At 40.5% G+C, this 21,407-nt stretch carries 17 protein-coding genes; 14 read left to right on the forward strand and 3 right to left on the reverse strand.

What is annotated here, in order from left to right; translation table 11 throughout:
- The first annotated feature begins 138 nt into the window (after nt 1-138).
- The 4 genes from WG989_RS14705 to WG989_RS14720 all read left to right on the forward strand — a co-directional run bounded on the left by WG989_RS14705 (nt 139) and on the right by WG989_RS14720 (nt 7,234).
- Nucleotides 139-3,195: a SusC/RagA family TonB-linked outer membrane protein gene (locus WG989_RS14705; protein ID WP_340430458.1), complete on the forward strand. Its 3,057-nt coding sequence runs from the start codon at nt 139-141 to the stop codon at nt 3,193-3,195.
- Between the two features lie 5 nt (nt 3,196-3,200).
- Entirely contained in the window at nt 3,201-4,787 is a 1,587-nt protein-coding gene (locus WG989_RS14710; RefSeq protein ID WP_340430460.1) for a RagB/SusD family nutrient uptake outer membrane protein, read from the forward strand.
- A 204-nt stretch (nt 4,788-4,991) separates the two neighbouring features.
- A complete protein-coding gene (galK, locus tag WG989_RS14715; RefSeq protein ID WP_340430463.1) occupies nt 4,992-6,191 on the forward strand; it encodes a galactokinase in 1,200 nt (399 codons plus the stop codon).
- 2 nt (nt 6,192-6,193) lie between these two features.
- Complete coding sequence (locus WG989_RS14720; protein WP_340430465.1) at nt 6,194-7,234, forward strand: UDP-glucose--hexose-1-phosphate uridylyltransferase; 1,041 nt, start codon at nt 6,194-6,196, stop codon at nt 7,232-7,234.
- Nucleotides 7,235-7,246: 12 nt separating this feature from the next.
- Here WG989_RS14720 and WG989_RS14725 read toward each other — a convergent pair whose 3' ends face one another.
- Both WG989_RS14725 and WG989_RS14730 read right to left on the reverse strand, forming a co-directional pair.
- Nucleotides 7,247-7,717 carry a hypothetical protein gene (locus WG989_RS14725; protein ID WP_340430467.1) on the reverse strand — a complete coding sequence of 157 codons (471 nt, stop codon included), beginning with the start codon at nt 7,715-7,717 and terminating at the stop codon, nt 7,247-7,249.
- An 18-nt stretch (nt 7,718-7,735) separates the two neighbouring features.
- Entirely contained in the window at nt 7,736-10,408 is a 2,673-nt protein-coding gene (locus WG989_RS14730; protein ID WP_340430469.1) for a valine--tRNA ligase, read from the reverse strand.
- Between the two features lie 469 nt (nt 10,409-10,877).
- On the opposite strand from WG989_RS14730, the gene WG989_RS14735 reads away from it, so the two are divergent.
- Nucleotides 10,878-12,242 carry an exonuclease domain-containing protein gene (locus WG989_RS14735; RefSeq protein WP_340430471.1) on the forward strand — a complete coding sequence of 455 codons (1,365 nt, stop codon included), beginning with the start codon at nt 10,878-10,880 and terminating at the stop codon, nt 12,240-12,242.
- 93 nt (nt 12,243-12,335) lie between these two features.
- Here WG989_RS14735 and WG989_RS14740 read toward each other — a convergent pair whose 3' ends face one another.
- Nucleotides 12,336-12,785, reverse strand: a complete 450-nt coding sequence (locus tag WG989_RS14740) for a DUF2147 domain-containing protein (RefSeq protein ID WP_340430472.1) — start codon at nt 12,783-12,785, stop codon at nt 12,336-12,338.
- Between the two features lie 329 nt (nt 12,786-13,114).
- On the opposite strand from WG989_RS14740, the gene WG989_RS14745 reads away from it, so the two are divergent.
- The 9 genes from WG989_RS14745 (at nt 13,115) to trpB (ending at nt 21,374) form a co-directional block, all read left to right on the forward strand.
- Entirely contained in the window at nt 13,115-14,530 is a 1,416-nt protein-coding gene (locus tag WG989_RS14745; RefSeq protein ID WP_340430474.1) for an anthranilate synthase component I family protein, read from the forward strand.
- A 21-nt stretch (nt 14,531-14,551) separates the two neighbouring features.
- The gene (locus WG989_RS14750; RefSeq protein WP_340430475.1) at nt 14,552-15,130 is read left to right on the forward strand and encodes an anthranilate synthase component II; all 579 of its coding nucleotides are present in this window, start codon (nt 14,552-14,554) and stop codon (nt 15,128-15,130) included.
- 59 nt (nt 15,131-15,189) lie between these two features.
- Nucleotides 15,190-15,633 carry a GxxExxY protein gene (locus WG989_RS14755; protein ID WP_340430476.1) on the forward strand — a complete coding sequence of 148 codons (444 nt, stop codon included), beginning with the start codon at nt 15,190-15,192 and terminating at the stop codon, nt 15,631-15,633.
- Nucleotides 15,630-16,625, forward strand: a complete 996-nt coding sequence (gene trpD, locus WG989_RS14760; RefSeq protein ID WP_340430478.1) for an anthranilate phosphoribosyltransferase — start codon at nt 15,630-15,632, stop codon at nt 16,623-16,625. The genes WG989_RS14755 and trpD overlap by 4 nt, the downstream gene beginning before the upstream one ends.
- A 93-nt stretch (nt 16,626-16,718) precedes the next feature.
- Complete coding sequence (gene trpC / locus WG989_RS14765; RefSeq protein WP_340430479.1) at nt 16,719-17,510, forward strand: indole-3-glycerol phosphate synthase TrpC; 792 nt, start codon at nt 16,719-16,721, stop codon at nt 17,508-17,510.
- The gene (locus WG989_RS14770; RefSeq protein ID WP_340430480.1) at nt 17,507-18,133 is read left to right on the forward strand and encodes a phosphoribosylanthranilate isomerase; all 627 of its coding nucleotides are present in this window, start codon (nt 17,507-17,509) and stop codon (nt 18,131-18,133) included. The genes trpC and WG989_RS14770 overlap by 4 nt, the downstream gene beginning before the upstream one ends.
- An 89-nt stretch (nt 18,134-18,222) precedes the next feature.
- Nucleotides 18,223-18,858: a phosphoribosylanthranilate isomerase gene (locus tag WG989_RS14775; RefSeq protein WP_340430483.1), complete on the forward strand. Its 636-nt coding sequence runs from the start codon at nt 18,223-18,225 to the stop codon at nt 18,856-18,858.
- Between the two features lie 282 nt (nt 18,859-19,140).
- The gene (locus tag WG989_RS14780; RefSeq protein ID WP_340430484.1) at nt 19,141-20,103 is read left to right on the forward strand and encodes a hypothetical protein; all 963 of its coding nucleotides are present in this window, start codon (nt 19,141-19,143) and stop codon (nt 20,101-20,103) included.
- Between the two features lie 86 nt (nt 20,104-20,189).
- A complete protein-coding gene (gene trpB, locus WG989_RS14785) occupies nt 20,190-21,374 on the forward strand; it encodes a tryptophan synthase subunit beta (protein ID WP_340430486.1) in 1,185 nt (394 codons plus the stop codon).
- The last annotated feature ends 33 nt before the right edge of the window (nt 21,375-21,407 follow it).

Raw genomic sequence — 21,407 nt, forward strand, 5'->3', positions numbered from 1 at the left:
AAGCACTAACCCACCTACCATATTAAATTTTGTTGCTTACTTAGTTGTGTAATTCTAAATTAAACTAAAACTGAAACGATGCTTGTGCTAAAAAGGAATTTACCCTCTCACATTGGCTTATTCTGTCTCTTATTTTTAATGAGCCTTCAGTCATTTTCACAAACAAGAACTGTAAGCGGTACAGTTATGAATGCAGGTGATAATACGCCTGTTGTTGGTGTGTCAGTTGTACAACAAGGCTCTGCAAAAGGTACTTCAACTGACCAGAAAGGTTCTTTCAGCCTGAGTGTAATCGGCAGCAAACCCGTGCTTGTGTTCAGTAGTGTTGGATTTCAAACCTACACATTAACATGGGATGGCTCATCTGCCATTGCCATTCAACTGGAACCTGAAGTTTCAGCATTGCAGGATGTTGTGGTGGTGGGTTATGGTACTCAGAAAAAAATTAATCAAACAGGTGCAACACAAACGTTAAAATTGGACGATGCCGTAAACCAACCGGTAACCAATTCTTCACAACTGATGTACGGAAAGTTTTCCGGCGTACAACTTACACAAGGCAACGGATTGCCCGGAGCAGATGGTTCTACCATTACGATTCGTGGTGTAGGAACATTTGGATCAGTTACTCCGTTGGTGGTGATCGATAATATTCAGTACAGTGGTTTGGAAGTGTTCAATAATTTAGCACCTTCTGATATTGAAAGTATTTCAGTATTGAAAGATGCATCTGCCAGTGCAATTTATGGTGCAAGAGGCGCTAATGGTGTCATCGTTGTTACTACCAAAAAAGGGAAAAGCGGTGCTATGAGTGTTATCTATAATAGCTATACCGGTTTTCAGGAAGTAACAGTGGTGCCGAAGTACCTCAATGCTGTGCAATATGCTACACTGAAAAACGAAAAAGATATTAATGCAAATACGTCTCCCAATCCAACCAATATCCGTTATACGCCGGCAAATATTCAGGCCATCATTGATGGTTCCAATCCGGATCAATATGCAAATACAAACTGGGCAAAAGAAATTTTAAGAAGAGCGCCCATTCAAAATCATTACCTCGCCTTTTCTGGTGGAAGCGAGAAGACCACTTACAGAGTTTCACTTGGTTACCTGAACCAGGAGGCCATTGTAAGAGGTAAATTCAAAAACGAGCGTTTCAACTTAAGTTTAAATATTAATTCAAACGTAAAGAATTGGTTAACCATTTCCAACGTTACCAATATGTACTGGACCCGTTTCAAAGGGCCATCTGGTGGTGCTGATGCCATTACGGGTGAAGGGGGGATCATCAATCAGTTTCAACGTTCGGCTCCAACCATTCCTGCTTATTATTCCAATGGTGCGTATGGTATTGTGGATGGCTCTTACCAATATACCAACTTCAGTTATCCTTCTACCAATCCTCTTCAACGAGGCGTGTTGGGCGATTACAGTAGTGATGATATTAATATAGCAGAGCGGTTTGGAATAAAAGTGGATTTCAACAAACAACTTTCGTTTGAAACCAGTGGAAGTGTGAACATGAGTTTTGGTAACACATCTAATTTTAATCCAACAAATACAACCTACGACTGGGCGGGAAATCTGGTAGGTCAAAACGCAGTCAATAGTTTGAATAACGGAACAAGTTTTAATTACCGGTTGTTAAATGAAAATATTTTACGCTACGCTAAAAAATTCGGAGACAGACATGATTTTTCTGTATTGGCAGGTCACTCTGTAATTTATAACAGGAACGATGGCTTCTCCGGTTCTTTACAATCGTTTCCCACAAATGCTTTACAAGAGTTTGATGCAGGTGGTGTACTCAATCCAAACGTAAATGGTAGTGCATCTGAAGAAGCGGTTCAATCGTTCTTCTCCCGTATCAATTATATCTATGACGGGAAGTACTTGCTTGAATTTAATGTAAGAAGAGATGGCTCTTCTAAATTCGGACCTACAAATCGCTATGCAAATTTCCCATCAGCCTCTGCTGGCTGGAGAATCAGCGATGAGAAATTTATGAGTAAGATAGGTTGGCTTTCTGATTTAAAATTAAGAGCGAGCTGGGGTATTACCGGCAATGACAATATCGGAAATTATATTTTTGATCAAACCTATAATACAGGATTGGATTATTTCTTAGGCACCAATACAATTGTGAGTGCAGTAGCAGTTACACGATTGGCTAATCCAACAATTCGTTGGGAAAAAGTAGAGCAGTATGATATTGGATTAGATGCCGGCTTCTTCCGTAATCGTTTATCCGTTACCGCCGATTATTTCAAGCGAATGAGTTCAGATGTATTGTATGGCAACTTCCCGATTCCTGCATCAATAGGCGTCACTAGTCTTGCAGCTCAAAATGCAGCCAGCATGGTGAATAGCGGAGTTGAACTTGCAGTGAATTACAGAGGGAATTTCAAAGGTCTCAACTACAGCGTTGGTGCGAGCATGAGCAAATTTGCAGATAACCAGGTAACAGGGTTAGGCGACAGAGGTATTGAAACCATCAATAATGAAAGTATCATCCGTATTGGTGTTCCTTTCAACGCTTATTTTGGCTACAAAGCTATCGGTATATTTCAAACAGCGGCTGAAGTAGCAGCCGCTCCAAAACAGTTTGGCAGCAATTTTACAGCACCCGGCGATATTCAATATGCTGATTTGTCCGGACCGGACGGTAAGCCTGATGGTGTTATCAATGCACAGGACAGAACAGTTATCGGAAATCCTTACCCCAGCATGATCTATAATTTCAACACCAGTTTATCGTATAAAGGGTTTGATTTTAATGTAGTGCTTGAAGGGTTGAATGGATTGGATCGTATACTCAACGACAATGGTCAGCAACCGATGGAAGGTGATCGTAATAATGCGCTTGCTTATTGGATCGATCGCTGGACTCCCCAGAATCCTTCTACCAAACTGCCTCGTTTGGGTGGAGTAAACAATCAAGTAACTTCCGATTTCTATATTGAGGATGTATCATACCTCCGTATGCGTAACCTGGAAATTGGATATACGTTACCGTTACGTTTCACAGAAAAGGCAGGTATGTCGAAACTGCGCATCTACGTAGGCGGACAAAACTTATTAACCTTTACCAAGCTGGAGAACTTTGATCCGGAAAGGGCAAGGGGCGGTAATACCGATCAGTCAGCGCCTCTTTATAAGATATACACGATTGGCTTAAACGTTAAATTTTAATTCAAATGAAACAAATTATCACCATCATATTAATCCTGGCAGTAACGGGATGTTCAAAAGATTTTTTAGACCGTCGTTCTCTTGTGCAATTGGGTGATGCCAGCTTTTGGAAAAATGAGCAGGAAGCCCGTTTAGGAATCAATAGTATCTATGATGCATTGCAGGATCGTGTTTTATACAGCGGTACCCTCAATGCAACAGGAGGGGCGAGTTTTCATATGTATGATTGCTTTGGCGACAATGCTTTTAACAACTACAAGTATGAAGGGCCGGGTAATTTTATGGAATCGAATATCGATCAATCGAATCTCCTGTTTAGCAACTTATGGACTTCTTTATACAAAGGAATAGCCCGTGCAAATGCTGCCATTGAGAATCTTGAAAAAATTCCTGCAGAGAATATTTCAGATGCCAGTAAAAATTCATTTATCGGACAGGCGAAATTCTTACGTGGTTTATTTTATTCGCATCTAGCTGTTTATTTCCAGGAAGCTCCGTTGATCCTGAATGTGCAGAAATTAGAAGATGCATACGTAGCAAAGAATTCCTATGCTGAACTGTCTGCCCAGGTTATAAAAGATTTTACCGAAGCCGTGGATTTGTTGCCTGCATCTTATCCTGCAACAGATTATGGCTATGCTACTAAAGGAGCGGCATTAGCTTTGTTGGCACGCTTTCATCTTTATAATAAAAATTACCAGGGTGTATTGGATGCTACTACACCAATGTTGACATTGGGTTATGGTCTTAACCCAAATTATGCACAACTTTTTTCTGAGCAGGGTGAGTTTTCGAATGAAGTGGTTTTTTCTGTACGGTTTAACCAGGATGTATCAAATAATGGCGAATTGTTATCTGCTACATTTTTGGGAGTTCCGAAGGTAAATTACCAGCCCATGAAAAATCTGGTGGAAGATTATTATTGTACGGATGGCAGACCTGCAATCTTAAGCAGAAGTCCTTTAACTTATAATCCATTGTACAGTCCGGGTACTGCAGCGAATAATGCTCCACAAAAAAATAACAGAGATCCACGCTTAACCGCCTCTGTATATTTTAATCAGGATACATTCCTTACCGATCTGGGCCGGAGATTTACAGCAAATACAGCTACCAAATACGGACTGAAAAAGTATATCCGCAAATCATCTGTTTCTGTAACCGGTATAAGTGCAGGTAATCCGGGTGGTCAGGATTTTTATGTGGTCCGTTATGCAGATGTATTGTTAATGCGTGCAGAAGCAATGATCGAATTAAATCAATTGTCAACAGCTTATCCATTGATCAACCAGGTGCGTGCCAGAGTAAATATGCCTACTGTTGAATCGGTGGAAGGTGCCGGCTTAAGTCAGGGTGCGTTGCGAGACGTGTTGCGTCATGAAAGAAGAGTGGAGCTTGCATTTGAAGGACTGCGTTATTTCGATCTGAAACGTTGGGGTACGTTGGAGCAGGCTTATCTTAGAGCAAGAGCAGATGCTGTGCCGGCTTACAACCCTACATTTATGCCGGGAGGAAAATCGGAGGTGTTTGCAATTCCATTATCAGAATTGACCGCCAATAATAATCTTGTACAGAACCCGCTTTGGCAATAAAAAATATTATTCCCGGGAAAACCGATCCAATGAAATTCACCATGGGCAAAGAAATGTGTTTAACAGCATGTCTTTTGTTCCATGTATAATAGCACAGTTCAAGGCAGTTTACAACTACAGGGTTTTATTAAACTCTGTAGTTGTAAATAAGCAAAAACGGAATACTGTTCATTGCAGTATGAATCAGAAAAGCAATTTGTTTTTATGATGGACCAAACGATCGATCTTGTTTCGGGTAGTGCAGCTGAAGTTAAAACGAAACTCACAGCAACTTTTCAAACTTTTTTTGAAACCGGCAGTACGCCGCTGATCATACGTTCTCCGGGACGTGTGAATATTATTGGTGAACATACTGATTACAACGAAGGGTTTGTATTGCCTGCAGCGATTGATAAGTATGCATATTTAGCTATAGCACTTCGTGATGATCATGAAATACATATTAAGGCAGCCGATTTGAATGAATCGTTCTCAACAGCCGTATCGGATCTGAAACCGGTGAATGATATCAGCTGGCCCAATTATATCTTAGGAGCAGCGGCTCAATTCATCAAACTTGGAATTCCATTACCCGGCTTTAATGCCATACTCACCAGCAACGTACCGATGGGAGCAGGTTTATCTTCATCCGCAGCAGTAGAATGTGCAACTGTATTTGGGTTGAATGAATTACTGCAAACCAACATCGACCCTGTAAGTATGGTGAAGATGGCGCAAAAAGCCGAGCATGAGTATGCCGGCGTAATGTGTGGCATCATGGATCAGTTTGCATCGATGATGGGAAAGAAAGATCATGTGATCAAACTTGATTGCCGTTCACTTGAATATGAATATGTTCCGTTTAAACTGGATGGCATCAAAATACTTTTGCTGAATACAAACGTCAAACATTCATTGGCATCATCTGAATACAATACCCGTCGCAATGAATGTTCGCAGGCGGTGAAATGGATCGCAGAACAGCATACAGAAATAACTTCTCTGCGAAACGCAACAATTCCGATGCTGGATGAATTGGTGTTACCAAGAAATGGAACGATCGATAGTAGAAGCAGATTTGTTGTGGAAGAAATTGGGCGGTTACTGGCAGGCTGTGTAGATTTGCAGCAGGCTGATATAGCAGCACTCGGCAAAAAAATGTTTGCAACACACGATGGTCTCAGTAAAATGTATGATGTTAGCTGCAAAGAACTTGATTTCCTGGTTGATTTTGTACGCAACCGTCCGGGTGTGATCGGTGCACGGATGATGGGTGGTGGCTTTGGTGGTTGTACCATCAACCTTGTTGAAGAATCAGCAATTGAACAATTGGTTGCCGAGATAAAACCTGCTTATAGCTTGGCTATGCATTTAGAATTGGATTATTATATTGCTTCCATTGAAAACGGAACAGAAATTATTTGATCATGTTTGATAAAAAAGAACATTCGCATACACGTTTAAATATTCTTACAGGCGATTGGGTATTGGTATCGCCGCATCGAATGAAGCGGCCTTGGCAAGGTAAAGTGGAAGCTTTGCCTGAAGATAACAGACCGGCATATGATCCAAACTGTTATCTCTGCCCCGGTAATAAACGATCCGATGGAAGTCAAAACCCGGCATATGAAGATGCGTATGCATTCATCAACGATTTTTCTGCATTGTTACCCGATACTCCGACAGGAGGTGATGATATGAATGGATTGTTGATCAGTAAAAGTGAAACAGGGATTTGCAAAGTAATTTGTTTCTCACCCGATCATCGTCTTACGCTTCCATTGATGGAAGAAAAAGCAATTGTAAAACTCATTCAACTTTGGAAAAAAGAGTTTACTGAGTTGGCACAAAACAAACAGATCCGCTACATACAGATATTTGAAAACAAAGGCGATGTGATGGGTTGCAGTAACCCGCATCCACACGGACAAATTTGGGCGTCTTCCTCTTTACCGCTTGAGTTAAGTAAAGAAACCACACAGCAAAAAAACTATTACGAACAACACCGTAAGAGTTTACTGAGTGCCTATCTCGAACTGGAATTGCAGCAGAAGGAGCGATTGGTAGTGGAGAATGCACATTTTGTTGCATTGGTTCCTTATTGGGCAGTGTGGCCTTTTGAAACCATGATCATCAGTAAACGTCACATTCAAACCATTACACAATTTACTGCGGAAGAAGAAACCGCTTTTGCTGATATCTTAAAACAACTCACCGCTAAATACGATAATTTATTTAACGTATCATTTCCGTATAGTGCAGGTATACATCAGGCACCGGTAAATGATGGAGATCATCCTGAATGGCATTTTCACATGCACTTTTATCCGCCACTTTTGCGGAGTGCAACGGTAAAGAAATTTATGGTTGGATATGAAATGCTTGCAAATCCGCAACGGGATATTACAGCAGAGTGGGCGGCTGAGCGATTAAGAGATCTGAGCATAGTGCATTATAAGAATGCATAACAGCAGCGAACTTTATTTCACTTTGATACTGATATCGGGAGCTGTGTAGTAATAGCCCCATTTGTCTTTTACAATAATATCGGTGATCAAAATCTCATCTTCTTTCTTGATGATCTCATAGAGATTCTTTTGCCATAATGCTGAAAGAAAAGGGGAGTTGCTCACGTTATCGGCCGATGAATTAAATCTTGATTTTATTTCACCTGTTTTTTCATCTTCATATTTATCCTTGCTGCGGTGCACCACAATAAAACGGGAAATATGATAACGTGCTTTTTTATCATCAATCACCCAAATTGCAGAATCGATCGTTGTTAAAACAATTTCCAGTGGCAGGTCGCCACCCTTTGTTTTACCCCAAAAACTCTGGAGAGGTGGTGGCTTCAATGTGGTAGGCTTCGGTTTTACCTGTGCGGCTGCAGCAACTGTAATGAAAGTGGCAAACAGGAACAAAAGCAAACGAACGGGTCTTTTCAGCAACATGGATCAATTTGATTTGTGTTATAACGATGCAAGGCTTTCTTCTATTGCTTTGATCTTGGCTTCGGCATCAGCTTTCTTTTTCTTTTCAATATCCACTACTTCGGGTTTTGCATTCTGCACAAAACGTTCGTTGCCGAGTTTCTTTTCAACAGAAAGAAGGAACCCTTTGAGATACTCAAGATCTTTGAGCATCTGTTCTTTTTGAGAAGACGTGTCAATTGCCTGTTCAGTTGCAATGTAGAATTTATCCTTTTGTATCACCGTTGAAATGCAGCCGGCAACTGGTGCTGAAACATAAGAAATGCTTTCTGCGTTCAGTTGTTTTGCAAGTATTGATTCAATTGATTTGTACGACGTTTGCTGATCTGTTTCAATTGAAAGCTTGATGGCTTCTTTTGGTTTGATCTGGTTCTTCACCCGAATATCACGCAAAGCAGTGATCACTTCTTTCAACTGTATGGCAAGTTGTAATACTTCTTTATCTGCTTTTGCAGCTGCTGAAAGTTGTTTGATAGTAATATCGTCACCTGCTGCACGTACTTTCAATGCATGGTAGATCTCTTCTGAAATGAACGGCATAAACGGATGAAGCAGTTGCATCAGCTCTTCAAAGAAGCTTACTGTTTTGTTATACACAGCAGCATCAATGGGCTGCTCAAAACCAGGCTTCACCCATTCTAAATACCAACTGCAGAAATCATCCCATATCAGTGAATAGATCGTTTTCAGAGCCTCACTCAAACGAAATTCTTTGAACAACTGATCGATCTCTGATTTCGCTTCGTTCAATCTATTGTCGAACCATTCAACTGCAAAGCTGCTTTCAGCCGTGGTCTTTTGTCCATTGTCTTTGGTCCTTCCTTCCCACATCTTCACGAGCTTCAAAGCATTCCATAACTTGTTATTAAAGTTGCGGCCTTGCTCATTGCTGCTTTCCTCCCACAAAAGATCGTTGCCGGCGGGTGATGCTATGAGGATACCGAAGCGAACTGCATCAGCACCATATTGATCGATCAAGTTCAACAGATCAGGAGAGTTGCCCAATTGCTTACTCATTTTTCTCCCTTGTTTATCTCTTACCATTCCGGTGAAATAAACATCCTTAAATGGCTGCTCTTTTTTGTATTCGAAACCGGCCATGATCATTCTGGCTACCCAGAAGAAGATAATGTCCTGACCCGTTACCAAAGTGGTGGTAGGGTAGTAGTATTCAGCATCTTTATTCCCAGGATTGCTGATGCCTTTGAACACTTCCATTGGCCAAAGCCATGATGAGAACCAGGTGTCGAGGCAGTCTTCGTCTTGATGAATGGCTTCCGTTGATAAGTCATAGTTGTATTGTTTCTTAAACTCAACTACAGCTTCTGTTGCGGTTTCTGCCACAACAAACTCACCATTTGGTAAATACCACGCAGGTATCCGTTGTCCCCACCATAATTGACGTGAAATACACCAGTCTTTAATATTGTTAAGCCAATGGCTGTAGGTGTTTTTTGTTTTTTCAGGATAGAACCTGATTTCATCGTTCATTACAGCCGATAAGGTCTCAGGATTCCGATTTAAAAACTCCTTCATATTGATGAACCATTGCAGGCTCAATCTCGATTCAATGATGGCGCCAGTTCGTTCACTTGTTCCTACCTGTCCTTTATAATCTTCAATTTTCTCAACTTGATTGAGTTGTCCAATGTCGTCTGCAATTTTCTTTCTTAATTCAAACCGGTCAATGCCGTTATAAGAAAGTACAAGTTCAGATGGGTTGTCATCTGCAAGTTCTTCAGCTGTAAATCTTCCTTCCGCATCCAATGTATTTAAAGCTTTCAGGTTATGCTTCCTTCCAAGCTCATTGTCATTTTTATCATGCGCAGGTGTTATTTTTAATGCACCTGTTCCAAATTCTGCATCTACATATTCATCTGCAATAACAGGAATCTTGCGGTTGATGATCGGTACAATCACTTCTTTACCTATCCACGCTTTATAACGTTCGTCGGTTGGGTTTACACAAATTGCAACATCACCTAAAATCGTTTCAGGCCTTGTTGTTGCAACGGTAATAAACTGATTGCTGTTTTCAACCAATTGATATTTTACATAGTACAGTTTTGAATCGATCTCTTTAAAGATCACTTCTTCATCACTCAGGGCTGTCTTGCCAACGGGGTCCCAGTTAACCATGCGCAATCCTCTGTAGATTATACCTTTCTTATGCAGGTCAATAAAAACCTTGATAACGCTTTTGTAATAATCTTCGTCCATCGTAAAGCTGGTACGATCCCAGTCTAAACTGCAACCCATTTTCTTCAACTGCTGCAGAATAATACCGCCATATTTCTCTTTCCATTCCCAGGCATAGCCAAGAAATTCATCACGACTGATAGAAGCTTTCTGAATCCCTTTTTCACGAAGCATCTGTACCACTTTTGCTTCGGTTGCAATCGATGCATGGTCGGTACCGGGCACCCAGCAGGCATTTTTGCCCTGCATACGGGCACGACGGACAAGCACATCCTGAATGGTATTGTTGAGGCAATGCCCCATGTGCAACACACCCGTTACGTTGGGTGGGGGAATCACAATCGTATAAGGCTCCCGGTCATCGGGAGTGCTATTGAAATACTTCTGTTCGTTCCAGTAGCTATACCATTTTTCTTCGGATGCTTTATGCTCAAAATTTTTGCTCAGTTCCATGCAGGATGTATCTTTTTTGGTGGGCAAAGTTAAGGAAAGCGAGGTTGATTGGCTGAAGGAATCCTCTGGTTGAGAAGGGGATAGAAATGAAAAAGCTCCTTTACCGGAGCTTTAAAAAAGGTGAAAAAGGTACTGAGCTGTTCTTACGAACAGCGATTGAGTAAATTTCTTATCATAGGCAATTGATTAACCGAACATTAATAAGGTAATCAATGCAATCGCTGCGAAAAATACAATTACAAAAATTGTAGTTTTCACTGTGTCACTCATTTGTGATGAATTTGATGCCATAACTTTTAAGTTTAAAAGGTTACAAATTACTTCACAGGAAATACGGAATTCTAATCGTACTGTTGAGTTCTTACAGGAGTGGTAGAGGTAAATCTTATACGAATTTACTTTAGTTTAAGCAGTCAACAAAAAATATGCCCTTTTTATTTTAATTTGCCATACGTGGTTTTACGTACTTATGCTTTACGCTATTACAGATATTGAGACAACAGGAGGGTACGCAGCTTCAAACGGTATTACTGAAATAGCAGTTTATATCCATGATGGTCAGCAGGTTGTGGATAGTTTTGAAACGCTTGTAAACCCGCATCAATCCATTCCCAGGTTTGTACAGTCTTTAACAGGCATCACCGACGATATGGTACAGCTGGCACCTTCCTTCGAAGAAATTGCCCCACGCTTGATGGAATTGTTTCAAGGCAAAGTGTTTGTAGCTCATAACGTCAACTTCGATTATTCGTTTGTTAACCATCAACTACAATCGCTTGGCTACAATCTGAACTGTAAAAAATTATGTACCGTTCGTTATGCAAGAAAGATCTTTCCAAAACTTGCATCGTACAGCTTAGGCAATCTTTGCAGGCATTTTGAAATTCCATTGTACAACCGTCACAGGGCAGCGGGTGATGCAAAAGCAACTGTTCAATTGCTGGAACTGTTGCGTAAGAATGATGTGAATAATCATTTGCACACAATGATCGGGAAGCAATCGAAAGAACAATACCTGCCACTGCATCTGAATAAAGAAGATATTGATCAGTTACCGCTTACGCCCGGTGTGTATTATTTCCATGATGCAAAAGATAAGATCGTTTATGTGGGTAAGGCATTGCAGTTAAAGAAGCGTGTAACCAGTCATTTTTCCAATAACAAACCTTCACGCCAGAAACAGGAATTTCAACGAAACATCCATCGCATCTCTTATCAGCAATGTGGCACAGAGTTGATGGCTTCGGTATTAGAAACGATCGAGATCAAACGACTGTGGCCAAAGTATAACCGGGCCGTTAAGGGTTATGAAGCCAGCTATGGTTTGTATTTGTACGAAGATGGAAATGGTTACATGCGCCTGGCGGTTGACCGGAAACATAAACATCTCCCGGCCGTGCATTTGTTTTACAGCAGGTACGAAGGGGTAACAGAATTAAAACGACTAATTAAAGAATTTAATTTGTGCAACAGGCTTTGCTTTATCGATCGGTCTACTGATCCTGTTTGCAGTGCAGAAGGATGTAAAGGTGCCTGCAATGGGACCGAAACTGCAGCAGCTTACAATGAAAGAGTTAAAAATGCAGTTGATCAATTGAAACAGGAGTTACCAAGTTTTGCCATACGGGAACGATCTTATTTCAATGAAAAAGACAGTTGCATTTTAATGGAAGGTGGCCGCTTTTATGGAATGGGCTATGTGGCAACTGAATTTGATCTCAGTGCAAAAGACGAACTCCGAAACCAATTGCAGGAATACCCAGAATATGATTTTGTACGAAACATCATCAAACGATATGCATTAGAACAACCGGATAAAGTGGTTTGGTTGTAATAATAAAAAGCAGGAAATTCCAAATTCCAAAACCCAGAGAGCCGTTTAAAGATTCAAACCACAAACTTAGAACTGAAGAACTTAGAACTTGTTTTATTGCCTTGTCCACGTATCTGTTCTTCCAATCAATGATACACCAATATAGCCCCTCACTTTGATTACATTATTGCTTTCCATGGCAACCTTGCAAGAATACGTTTTGCCATTTTTTGGATCATAAATTTTTCCGCCCGTCCATTCGTTTTTATCAGTGTATTTGAATCCCCACATATTTACTAGACCCAAAACAGGGCGTGAATGATTCTTTTCTTCAGGGTGGTTGATATCTGTTTTTGGTTTGCCTGTTTTAGGATCGTTGGGCTCTTTTAACCAGGTGATCTTCCCCTGGTACTTGTCACCATTCTTATAGATCTGGATAATGCCGGTGCCTTCGCCATTTTTCCAGCTACCAACAATGGCATCAGGGTTATCTTGTTTTACAGCAAACGAAGAGATGACTAACAAAAAGCAAACAGTCAGAGTTGCAAGAATGATTTTTTTCATACGACAAATTTTTAATTTACGTGAGACCTATGAGGTTTGCCGGACGGGGTCGCTGCGCTGCAAACCTCATAGGTCTGACTACTCAAAAGTAAACAACCATTAGTATAATTTGTTACATGTAACGCCTCTTTGAAAAAAAATTTGATTATTTAACTGTCATACAACATCTTTGCAACACAATGAACAAAGCAATTGTAAATAATCAGTGGTGGTGGCATACAACTCTAAGGGGTCTGTAATACTATTACTGTGATTGTTCCAATCATATTCTGACCCCGAATTACTTCGGGGTTTTTTATTTGCTGAAACTGAAATGAATTAAACGGATCATGAAGAAAATTAAGATAGAAACGACTTGCAAAAAAATGCTGGCAGATGTGTTCACTCCTGTCGGTATTTATCTACGTCTGAGGGATCGCTTCAGGGATACCATCCTGCTGGAAAGTACAGATCATCATGCAGCAGAAAACAGCTGGTCGTTTATTGGTATCAATGCGATAGCGGGGATGGAGATCAGCTCCACCACAAGCATTGAATTTAAATTGCCCGGACAAAAGCCTGAACGTATTGCCATCAAACAGCCAACGGAGGTGCCGCAGCAACTGTATGATTTCATGAATCGCTTTGAAGCAAGCGGCGATTGCAAAGAAGCAAAATTTGCACAGGGTCTTTATGGCTATACAACTTACGATGCAGTACAATTCTTCGATACTATCAAACTGAATGCAGAACGAAAAGATCCGGCTGCTATTCCGTTAATGCGTTACCGTTTGTATCAATACGTGATTGCTATCAATCATCATAAAGATGAATTGTTCATTTGTGAAAACAAGATCGCAGGTATTGAAAGCGATGTGGCGGTTGTAGAAAGTTTGATCCGCAGTAAAGATGTTCCTGTTTATCCGTTTGCAGTAAAAGGTGAAGAAAGTTCCAATGTAACCAATGAAGAATATGTGGAGATGGTGAAGAAAGGCATAGCCAGTTGCCATCGTGGTGATGTGTTCCAAATTGTTTTGAGCAGAAGGTTTCAGCAATCGTTCAGTGGCGATGAGTTTAATGTGTATCGTGCATTACGCAGCATCAATCCTTCTCCTTATTTATTCTTTTTCGATTATGGCGATTATAAATTAATGGGTTCATCGCCTGAATCGCAGATCATCATTAATAATGGTAAAGCTGTTGTTCATCCCATCGCAGGTACATTTAAACGCACAGGTGATGATGAAATTGATCAACGAGAAGCAGCCCGTTTACTGGAAGATGCAAAAGAAAATGCCGAGCATGTAATGTTGGTTGATCTTGCAAGAAATGATCTCAGTCGGGTGTGTGATGATGTAAGTGTGGCACATTACCGGCAGGTACAGTATTACAGTCATGTGATTCATTTGGTAAGTGAAGTGGTGGCGAAGGTTCGTCCCAACTCTAATCCGTTTGAATTATTAGCCAAAACATTTCCTGCAGGTACGTTAAGTGGCGCACCAAAAATTAAAGCAATGCAATTGATTGACGCAAACGAACCAACAGCCCGTAGTTATTATGGTGGAGGTATCGGCTTTATGGGTTTTGATGGTAGCTGCAATCATGCCATCATGATCCGTACGTTCATGAGCCGTCAAAATACATTGGTCTATCAAGCTGGTGCAGGTGTAGTAGCAGCAAGTAAACCTGAAAGTGAATTGCAGGAAGTGAATAATAAGTTAGGAGCATTAAAGAAAGCAATTGAGTTTGCGGAAAGCATTCGTTAATAGTTGATGAACCATAACACAATGAAAATTTTAGTATTCGATAACTACGACAGCTTTACATACAACCTTGTCCATTTGGTGGAGAAGATCACACATATAAAAGTAGATGTGTATCGTAACGACCAGATTCCATTGGAAAAGGTGAAAGACTATGATAAGATTATTTTATCACCGGGTCCCGGTATTCCTGAAGAAGCAGGCTTGTTGTTGCCATTGATCAAAGAATATGCAGCAACAAAATCTATTCTGGGTGTATGTTTAGGTCACCAGGCAATTGGTGAAGCATTTGGTGGAACGTTGACGAATCTGTCAACTGTATTTCATGGAATAGCTACACCGATAAAAATCCAAAATCCAAGATCCAAAAAACAAAATGCTGTGTTGAATGATCTGCCCGATACAATTGAAGTAGGTCGTTATCACAGTTGGGTAGTAAATAAAGAAGGGTTTCCAGCTGAATTAGAAATAACCGCAGAAGATGAAACAGGAATGATCATGGCATTGCAACATAAAACATTTGATGTGCAGGGTGTACAGTTTCATCCGGAAAGTGTGTTGACGCCGGTGGGTGAAAGTATTCTTCGAAACTGGCTGGTCTGAACTGGGATGAATGAGATGAAGGGATTAGTGGGATTGAGATAATTTTTAAAAGTGATATTATGCCGGAATTTAAATATGGTGACATAACTGAGAAGATTATCGGCGCCTGTTTTAAAGTACATAGCACACTCGGGAATGGATTCCAGGAAGTTATCTATCAACGTGCGTTAGAGCTGGAGTTGAAATTAATTCCATTAGATTATGCCCGTGAGTTTGAAATGCCGATTTATTATCTCGATCAGCAGATAGGAACGAGAAGGGTAGATTTCTTAATTGACAATAAAATAAGTGTTGAATTGAAAGCAATCATAAAATTGGAGGATGTTCATTTTGCTCAGGCGATGAATTATTTAGAAGCGTATAATCTTGAAGTAGGTTTGCTGATTAATTTCGGAAGTAAACGAATGGAATTTCACCGGTTTGCAAACAAGAAATATAACCCTGCAGTTTTCTTACATCCCAATCATCCAACAAATCCTAAAAATCCCAGTTCAGACAAATGAAAAAGATACTTCAGTTACTATTCGAACATAAAAGCCTTGATCGTCAACAAGCGAAAGAAGTGTTGTTGAACATCGGCAAAGCCATGTACAACGAACATGAGATCACTGCTTTTATGACGGTGTATCTCATGCGGAGCATTACAATAGAAGAACTGCAGGGTTTCCGTGATGCATTGCTGGAGCTTTGTGTACCGGTTGATCTCAATGGACATGCAGTGCTTGATATTGTTGGCACTGGTGGTGATGGAAAAAACACCTTCAACATTTCTACACTCTCTTGTTTTATTGTTGCAGGTGCCGGACAAAAAGTTGCCAAGCATGGTAACTATGGTGCATCAACCATCAGTGGTGCAAGTAATGTAATGGAGCAGCTGGGTTATAAATTCAAGAACAATGTTGATCAGTTGAAACGTGAAGTGGAAGAAGCAAATATCTGTTTCATGCATGCACCGATGTTTCATCCGGCATTAAAAACAGTTGGCCCTATCCGTAAGAATCTTGGGATGCGTACCTTCTTTAATATGCTGGGCCCAATGGTGAATCCTGCAAGTCCGGCGTATCAGTTGGTGGGCGTATTTAGTTTGGAGATGGCGAGAGTGTACAATTATTTATTGCAGCAAGCAGGTGGTGCATTCACCATTATTCATAGTCTTGATGGATATGATGAGATTTCATTGACCAACGATACAAAAGTGATCACCAATAAAGGCGAGTTTATCATGACACCTGAGCAGTTAGGCAAACGTATGGTACAGCAAACTGATATACATGGTGGCAACAGCATTGAAGAAGCAGCGAAGATCTTCACGAAAATATTAAGTGGCGAAGGCACATGGGCACAGAATGCGGTGGTCATGGCGAATGCAGCTATGGGTTTGTATTGCACTGGTGCTTATAAAACTTATGATGATGCATTTGCAGCCGCAGTTGAAAGCTTGGAAAGTGGAAGAGCGAATGGATGTTTGAAAAAACTGATTGAGTTGAATAATTAAAACGTTGTGTTCTCCGTGCACGCCTCCGTGAACTTTGTGTAACTATAGCGCAAAGGACACAAAGAATGCACAAAGGGAACAAAGAAATAAAATATGAATATTTTAGAGAAGATCATAGTTCAGAAACGAATTGAAGTAGAAGAGCGTAAAGCAAAAACCAGTGTGGCTGAATTGCAGCAACAGCCACTGTATGCAAGACCTGTTCTTTCGTTGAAACAGTTTCTGCTCGATGATACAAAGACAGGTATTATTGCAGAGTTCAAACGTCAATCGCCATCCAAAGGTGTGATCAATGGCAAAGCTGATGTTGTGGAAGTAACAACTGCTTACACAAACAACGGTGCATCCTGTTTGAGTGTGTTGACTGATGAACAGTTCTTTGGCGGCAGCACAAATGATCTGCTGAAAGCAAGAGTGAACGAAATTCCTATCTTACGGAAAGACTTCATTGTTGATGAATACCAGATCACAGAAGCAAAGGCAATGGGTGCTGATGTAATTTTGCTCATCGCTGCCTGTTTAAACCCTGCAGAAGTGAAACGATTAGCGACCTTTGCAAAATCGCTTGGGCTGGAAGTGTTGCTGGAACTGCATACAGAAGAAGAGCTGGAGCATATTTGTGAGGAAACGGAAATCGTTGGCATCAACAACCGCAACCTCAAAACATTTGAAGTGGATATTGAACGTAGTTTGCGCATGGCCAAACAAATTCCGGCAGATAAAATTAAAGTAGCGGAGAGCGGCATCAGTTCCGTTGAAAATATATTATTGTTCAAAGCAAACGGGTTCAGAGGATTTTTGATTGGTGAGAATTTTATGAAAGAAGAAAATCCCGGAAAAGCATTTGAACAATTCACACAACAATTAAAAAAAGCAGAAGCATGAATATTAAAGTTTGCGGTATTACCCAATTGAAACAGGTACAACAGTTAGAAGGATTGGATATTGATTTTGTCGGATTTATTTTCGACAAGAATTCTCCCCGTTATGTAGAAGGAAAGCTGGATAAGATAGAGATCAAGAAAGCGGATTACGACATGAAGAAAGTAGGCGTGTTTGTGAATCCATCATACAGCGATATCCTCGATGCCATTGAAGATTACGGTTTGGATGTAGTGCAATTGCATGGCGAAGAAACACCTGAGTTTTGTTCTGATCTTAACGAAGATGTGGAAGTGATCAAAGTATTTCATATTGATGAATCGGTGAAAGATATTGATGCGTTGGTAGCACCTTATGATGAAGCTTGTGATTATTATTTGTTCGATACAAAAAGCGGAGACAAGAAAGGTGGCACCGGCAAACAATTCGACTGGGATGTTATTGCAAAAAGCAAAATTGAAAAACCGTTTTTCCTGAGTGGTGGTATTGGTATTGAAGATGTAAAACGGATCAAAGCATTTAAGCACCCTGATTTTTATGGTGTGGATGTTAACAGCAAAGTTGAGAAAGCACCCGGTGAAAAAGATATGAGTTTGGTGCTGCAGTTTAAGTTAGGGATGAAATAGTCGGAACTGTGATTTGCGGGATGACAGGATTGTTGGGACGATGAATAACGATTGCGTATGCTTACAACCAACCAATTAAGGCAAAGCGTATGAGAATTAAAGTTTGCGGCATGACCGATTTGCAACAGATGCACCAATTAGGAGAAATGGGTGTTGAATTTGCCGGAATGATCTTTTACCACAAATCGCCGAGGTTTGTGTTAAAGCATTTAAATGGTGTACAGGTGAAACGGGCGAAGCTGAAAGTGTACAAGGTGGGTGTGTTTGTAAATGCGTCGTATGATGAGATCATTAATCATGTAGAAAATTTTGGGTTGGATATGGTGCAGCTGCATGGTGATGAAACGCCGAAGTTCTGTGAAAAGGTATCGGATTACATTTCGGTGATCAAAGCATTCCGCATCACTGATGATGATAATATTCCCTGGAAGATCAAAGATTATGTGGAAGCGGTGGATATGTACATGTTCGATACGATGGGTGCAGGTTACGGCGGCACAGGAAAAAAGTTTAACTGGAACATGCTGAAAGGCTTGAACATCGGCAAACCGTTCTTCTTAAGCGGAGGAATTGAGCCAACCGATGCAGCAGCGATCAAGGAATTTGCAAAGGAAGAAGTAGCAAAAGATCTGTTTGCATTGGACATGAACAGTAAGTTTGAAACGATGCCCGGAGTAAAAGATATGGAATTGGTGAAGAGGTTTGTGGGAGAGTTGAGAAGATGAGGTTGAAACACAGAGACACGGAGGTACAGAGATTTAGTAAAGATTCAATTTATTTTGAGAGATCGAACCGTCATGTCGAAGAAGGAGACATCTCTGAAGTTTGAAGTTGCTTGAATGTTTGTCAACCCGATTAAAGAATACAATATGAGATTTTAGAGATGCCTCGTGCCTCGGCATGACGCACTCAGACTAAAATTTACAATTTAAGTGGTAGAAGTATAAATGGATGGTGAGTTTGTGTAAATAAATGTGCTTATTCATCAACTATGATAAACAACTATTATGAAAAAGACTATTTGTTTGTTGATCTTGTTTTACGCTAATTATGCGATTGCTCAATTAAAAGTTGAACAACTGAAGAATGATTCTTTGATGAAAGTATTCATAAGCCAGCAAACGGGAAAAAAGTTTCAGGATTTGCATTTTATGACCTTAAAAGAATTAAGAGATAGAAGAGTAATTGGGGTTAATTCAAAATTGGATTCGATTAAAACGGAGAAAAGCTTGATTGCAGATTTTAATAAAGATGGTAAACAGGATTTGGTTGTAAGTTATGCGGTGCGAACACCGTCTCAAAAGTATGTTGACGGGTTTTATGTAATGACTTTTGTATCGACATTATCAGGGGATTACAAAAAGAAGAATCTTTGGAATGAGTATGATCATTTGTATGGCAGTCCAGTCAGATTGTTTTCAAATCCATTGTATTTTGTGTTAGCACGACTTGAATACGAATTCAGAGAAGAGAAAATACGATATGATACATTGAAATACTTTCAGGGAGAATTTATAAATGTGAATGATGCTTGTGTGAAGGCTTTTGATAGTATAAAATATTATAGAACATCAAATTGGGTTTCGTCATCTTATCAGTATAGTCATTTGACGGTATTCTCAAATATGACAATGAAACGAGAGGATTTTAATGACGGTAAGAAGAGAATTTATACGTGTTCATTAAAGGTTGAAGTGTTCGATAGTTTATACAAGCTTATCTGCCAGGTTAACCTTTGGAATTTAAAGGAAAGCTACGAGATGAAATCTATTTCTGATGCAGGTACATCGCATCTCGTTATTGGGTATCGGGGTGTTGTAAAGACAATTGATGATTATGGCCATTGGGGGAATTTTGGGTTGGGAGCTTTATATAAGGTTTTGAATAGATTAAGCGATGAGGCCCAATGGACTTTATTGATTCCACCGAAAATTGAATATCAACCTCAGAAAAAACTGAAGCTTAACTGATGCCCTCTGCACAACCGATGAAAGGATTGCGACGCAACAGTTGATGCCATGAAAAACAAAAGCTGGTATCATTAAAATATAAAATGATGGAAACAACATATCAAAAACCTTCTTCGCAAGGTTATTACGGAAAATTCGGTGGAGCGTATATTCCTGAAATGCTGCATCGAAATGTGGAGGAATTGCAGAGCCGTTACCTCGATATAATGAGCGATGCTGCTTTTCAAAAAGAGTTCAGGGCTTTGCTGAAAGATTATGTAGGTCGTCCCACGCCGTTATTTTATGCAAAGCGGTTGAGCAAACAATTCAACACCAACATCTGGCTGAAGCGTGAAGATCTTTGTCATACCGGTGCGCATAAGATCAATAATACGGTGGGACAAATTTTGCTGGCTGAACGTCTCGGTAAGAAACGCATCATTGCAGAAACAGGTGCGGGACAACATGGTGTGGCAACGGCAACAGTGTGTGCGTTGAAAGGCGTGGAGTGTATTGTGTACATGGGCGAAAAAGATATTGAACGCCAGGCGCCGAATGTGGCTCGTATGAAAATGTTGGGCGCAACTGTGGTACCTGCAACAAGCGGCAGTAAAACATTAAAGGATGCAACGAATGAAGCCATTCGTGACTGGATCAATAATCCCAACGATACACATTATATCATCGGCAGTGTAGTAGGACCGCATCCGTATCCTGATATGGTGGCGAAGTTTCAAAGTGTGATCAGTGAAGAAATGCGTTGGCAGTTAAAAGAACATACGGGCAAAGATTTACCTACGCATGTAATGGCGTGTGTGGGTGGTGGCAGTAATGCGGCCGGTGCGTTCTATCATTTCTTAGATGAGTTGAGTGTAAAAATTATTGCTGTTGAAGCAGCAGGTCATGGTGTGAACAGCGGAATGAGTGCAGCTACCACACAACTTGGTAAGCCGGGTATTTTGCACGGCAGCAAAAGTTTGTTGATGCAAACAGCAGATGGACAGGTGGTAGAACCACACAGTATTTCAGCGGGATTGGATTATCCGGGTATAGGCCCCATGCATGCAAATTTATTTGACAGCGGTCGTGGTATATTTTTAAGTGCAACAGATGAAGAAGCATTGGACGCTGCTTTTGAAGTAAGTAAGCTGGAAGGAATTATTCCGGCGTTGGAAACAGCGCATGCGTTTGCAGTGTTGCATACTTACAAGTTTAAAGAAGACGACCAGGTGATCATTTGTTTGAGTGGAAGAGGGGATAAGGATTTGGCGACGTATATGAAACATTTATAACAGCAAAGGCACGAAGGCGCAAAGAAGAGTAAA

The sequence above is a fragment of the Lacibacter sp. H407 genome (genome assembly GCF_037892605.1).
In the GTDB taxonomy this organism is placed as follows: domain Bacteria; phylum Bacteroidota; class Bacteroidia; order Chitinophagales; family Chitinophagaceae; genus Lacibacter.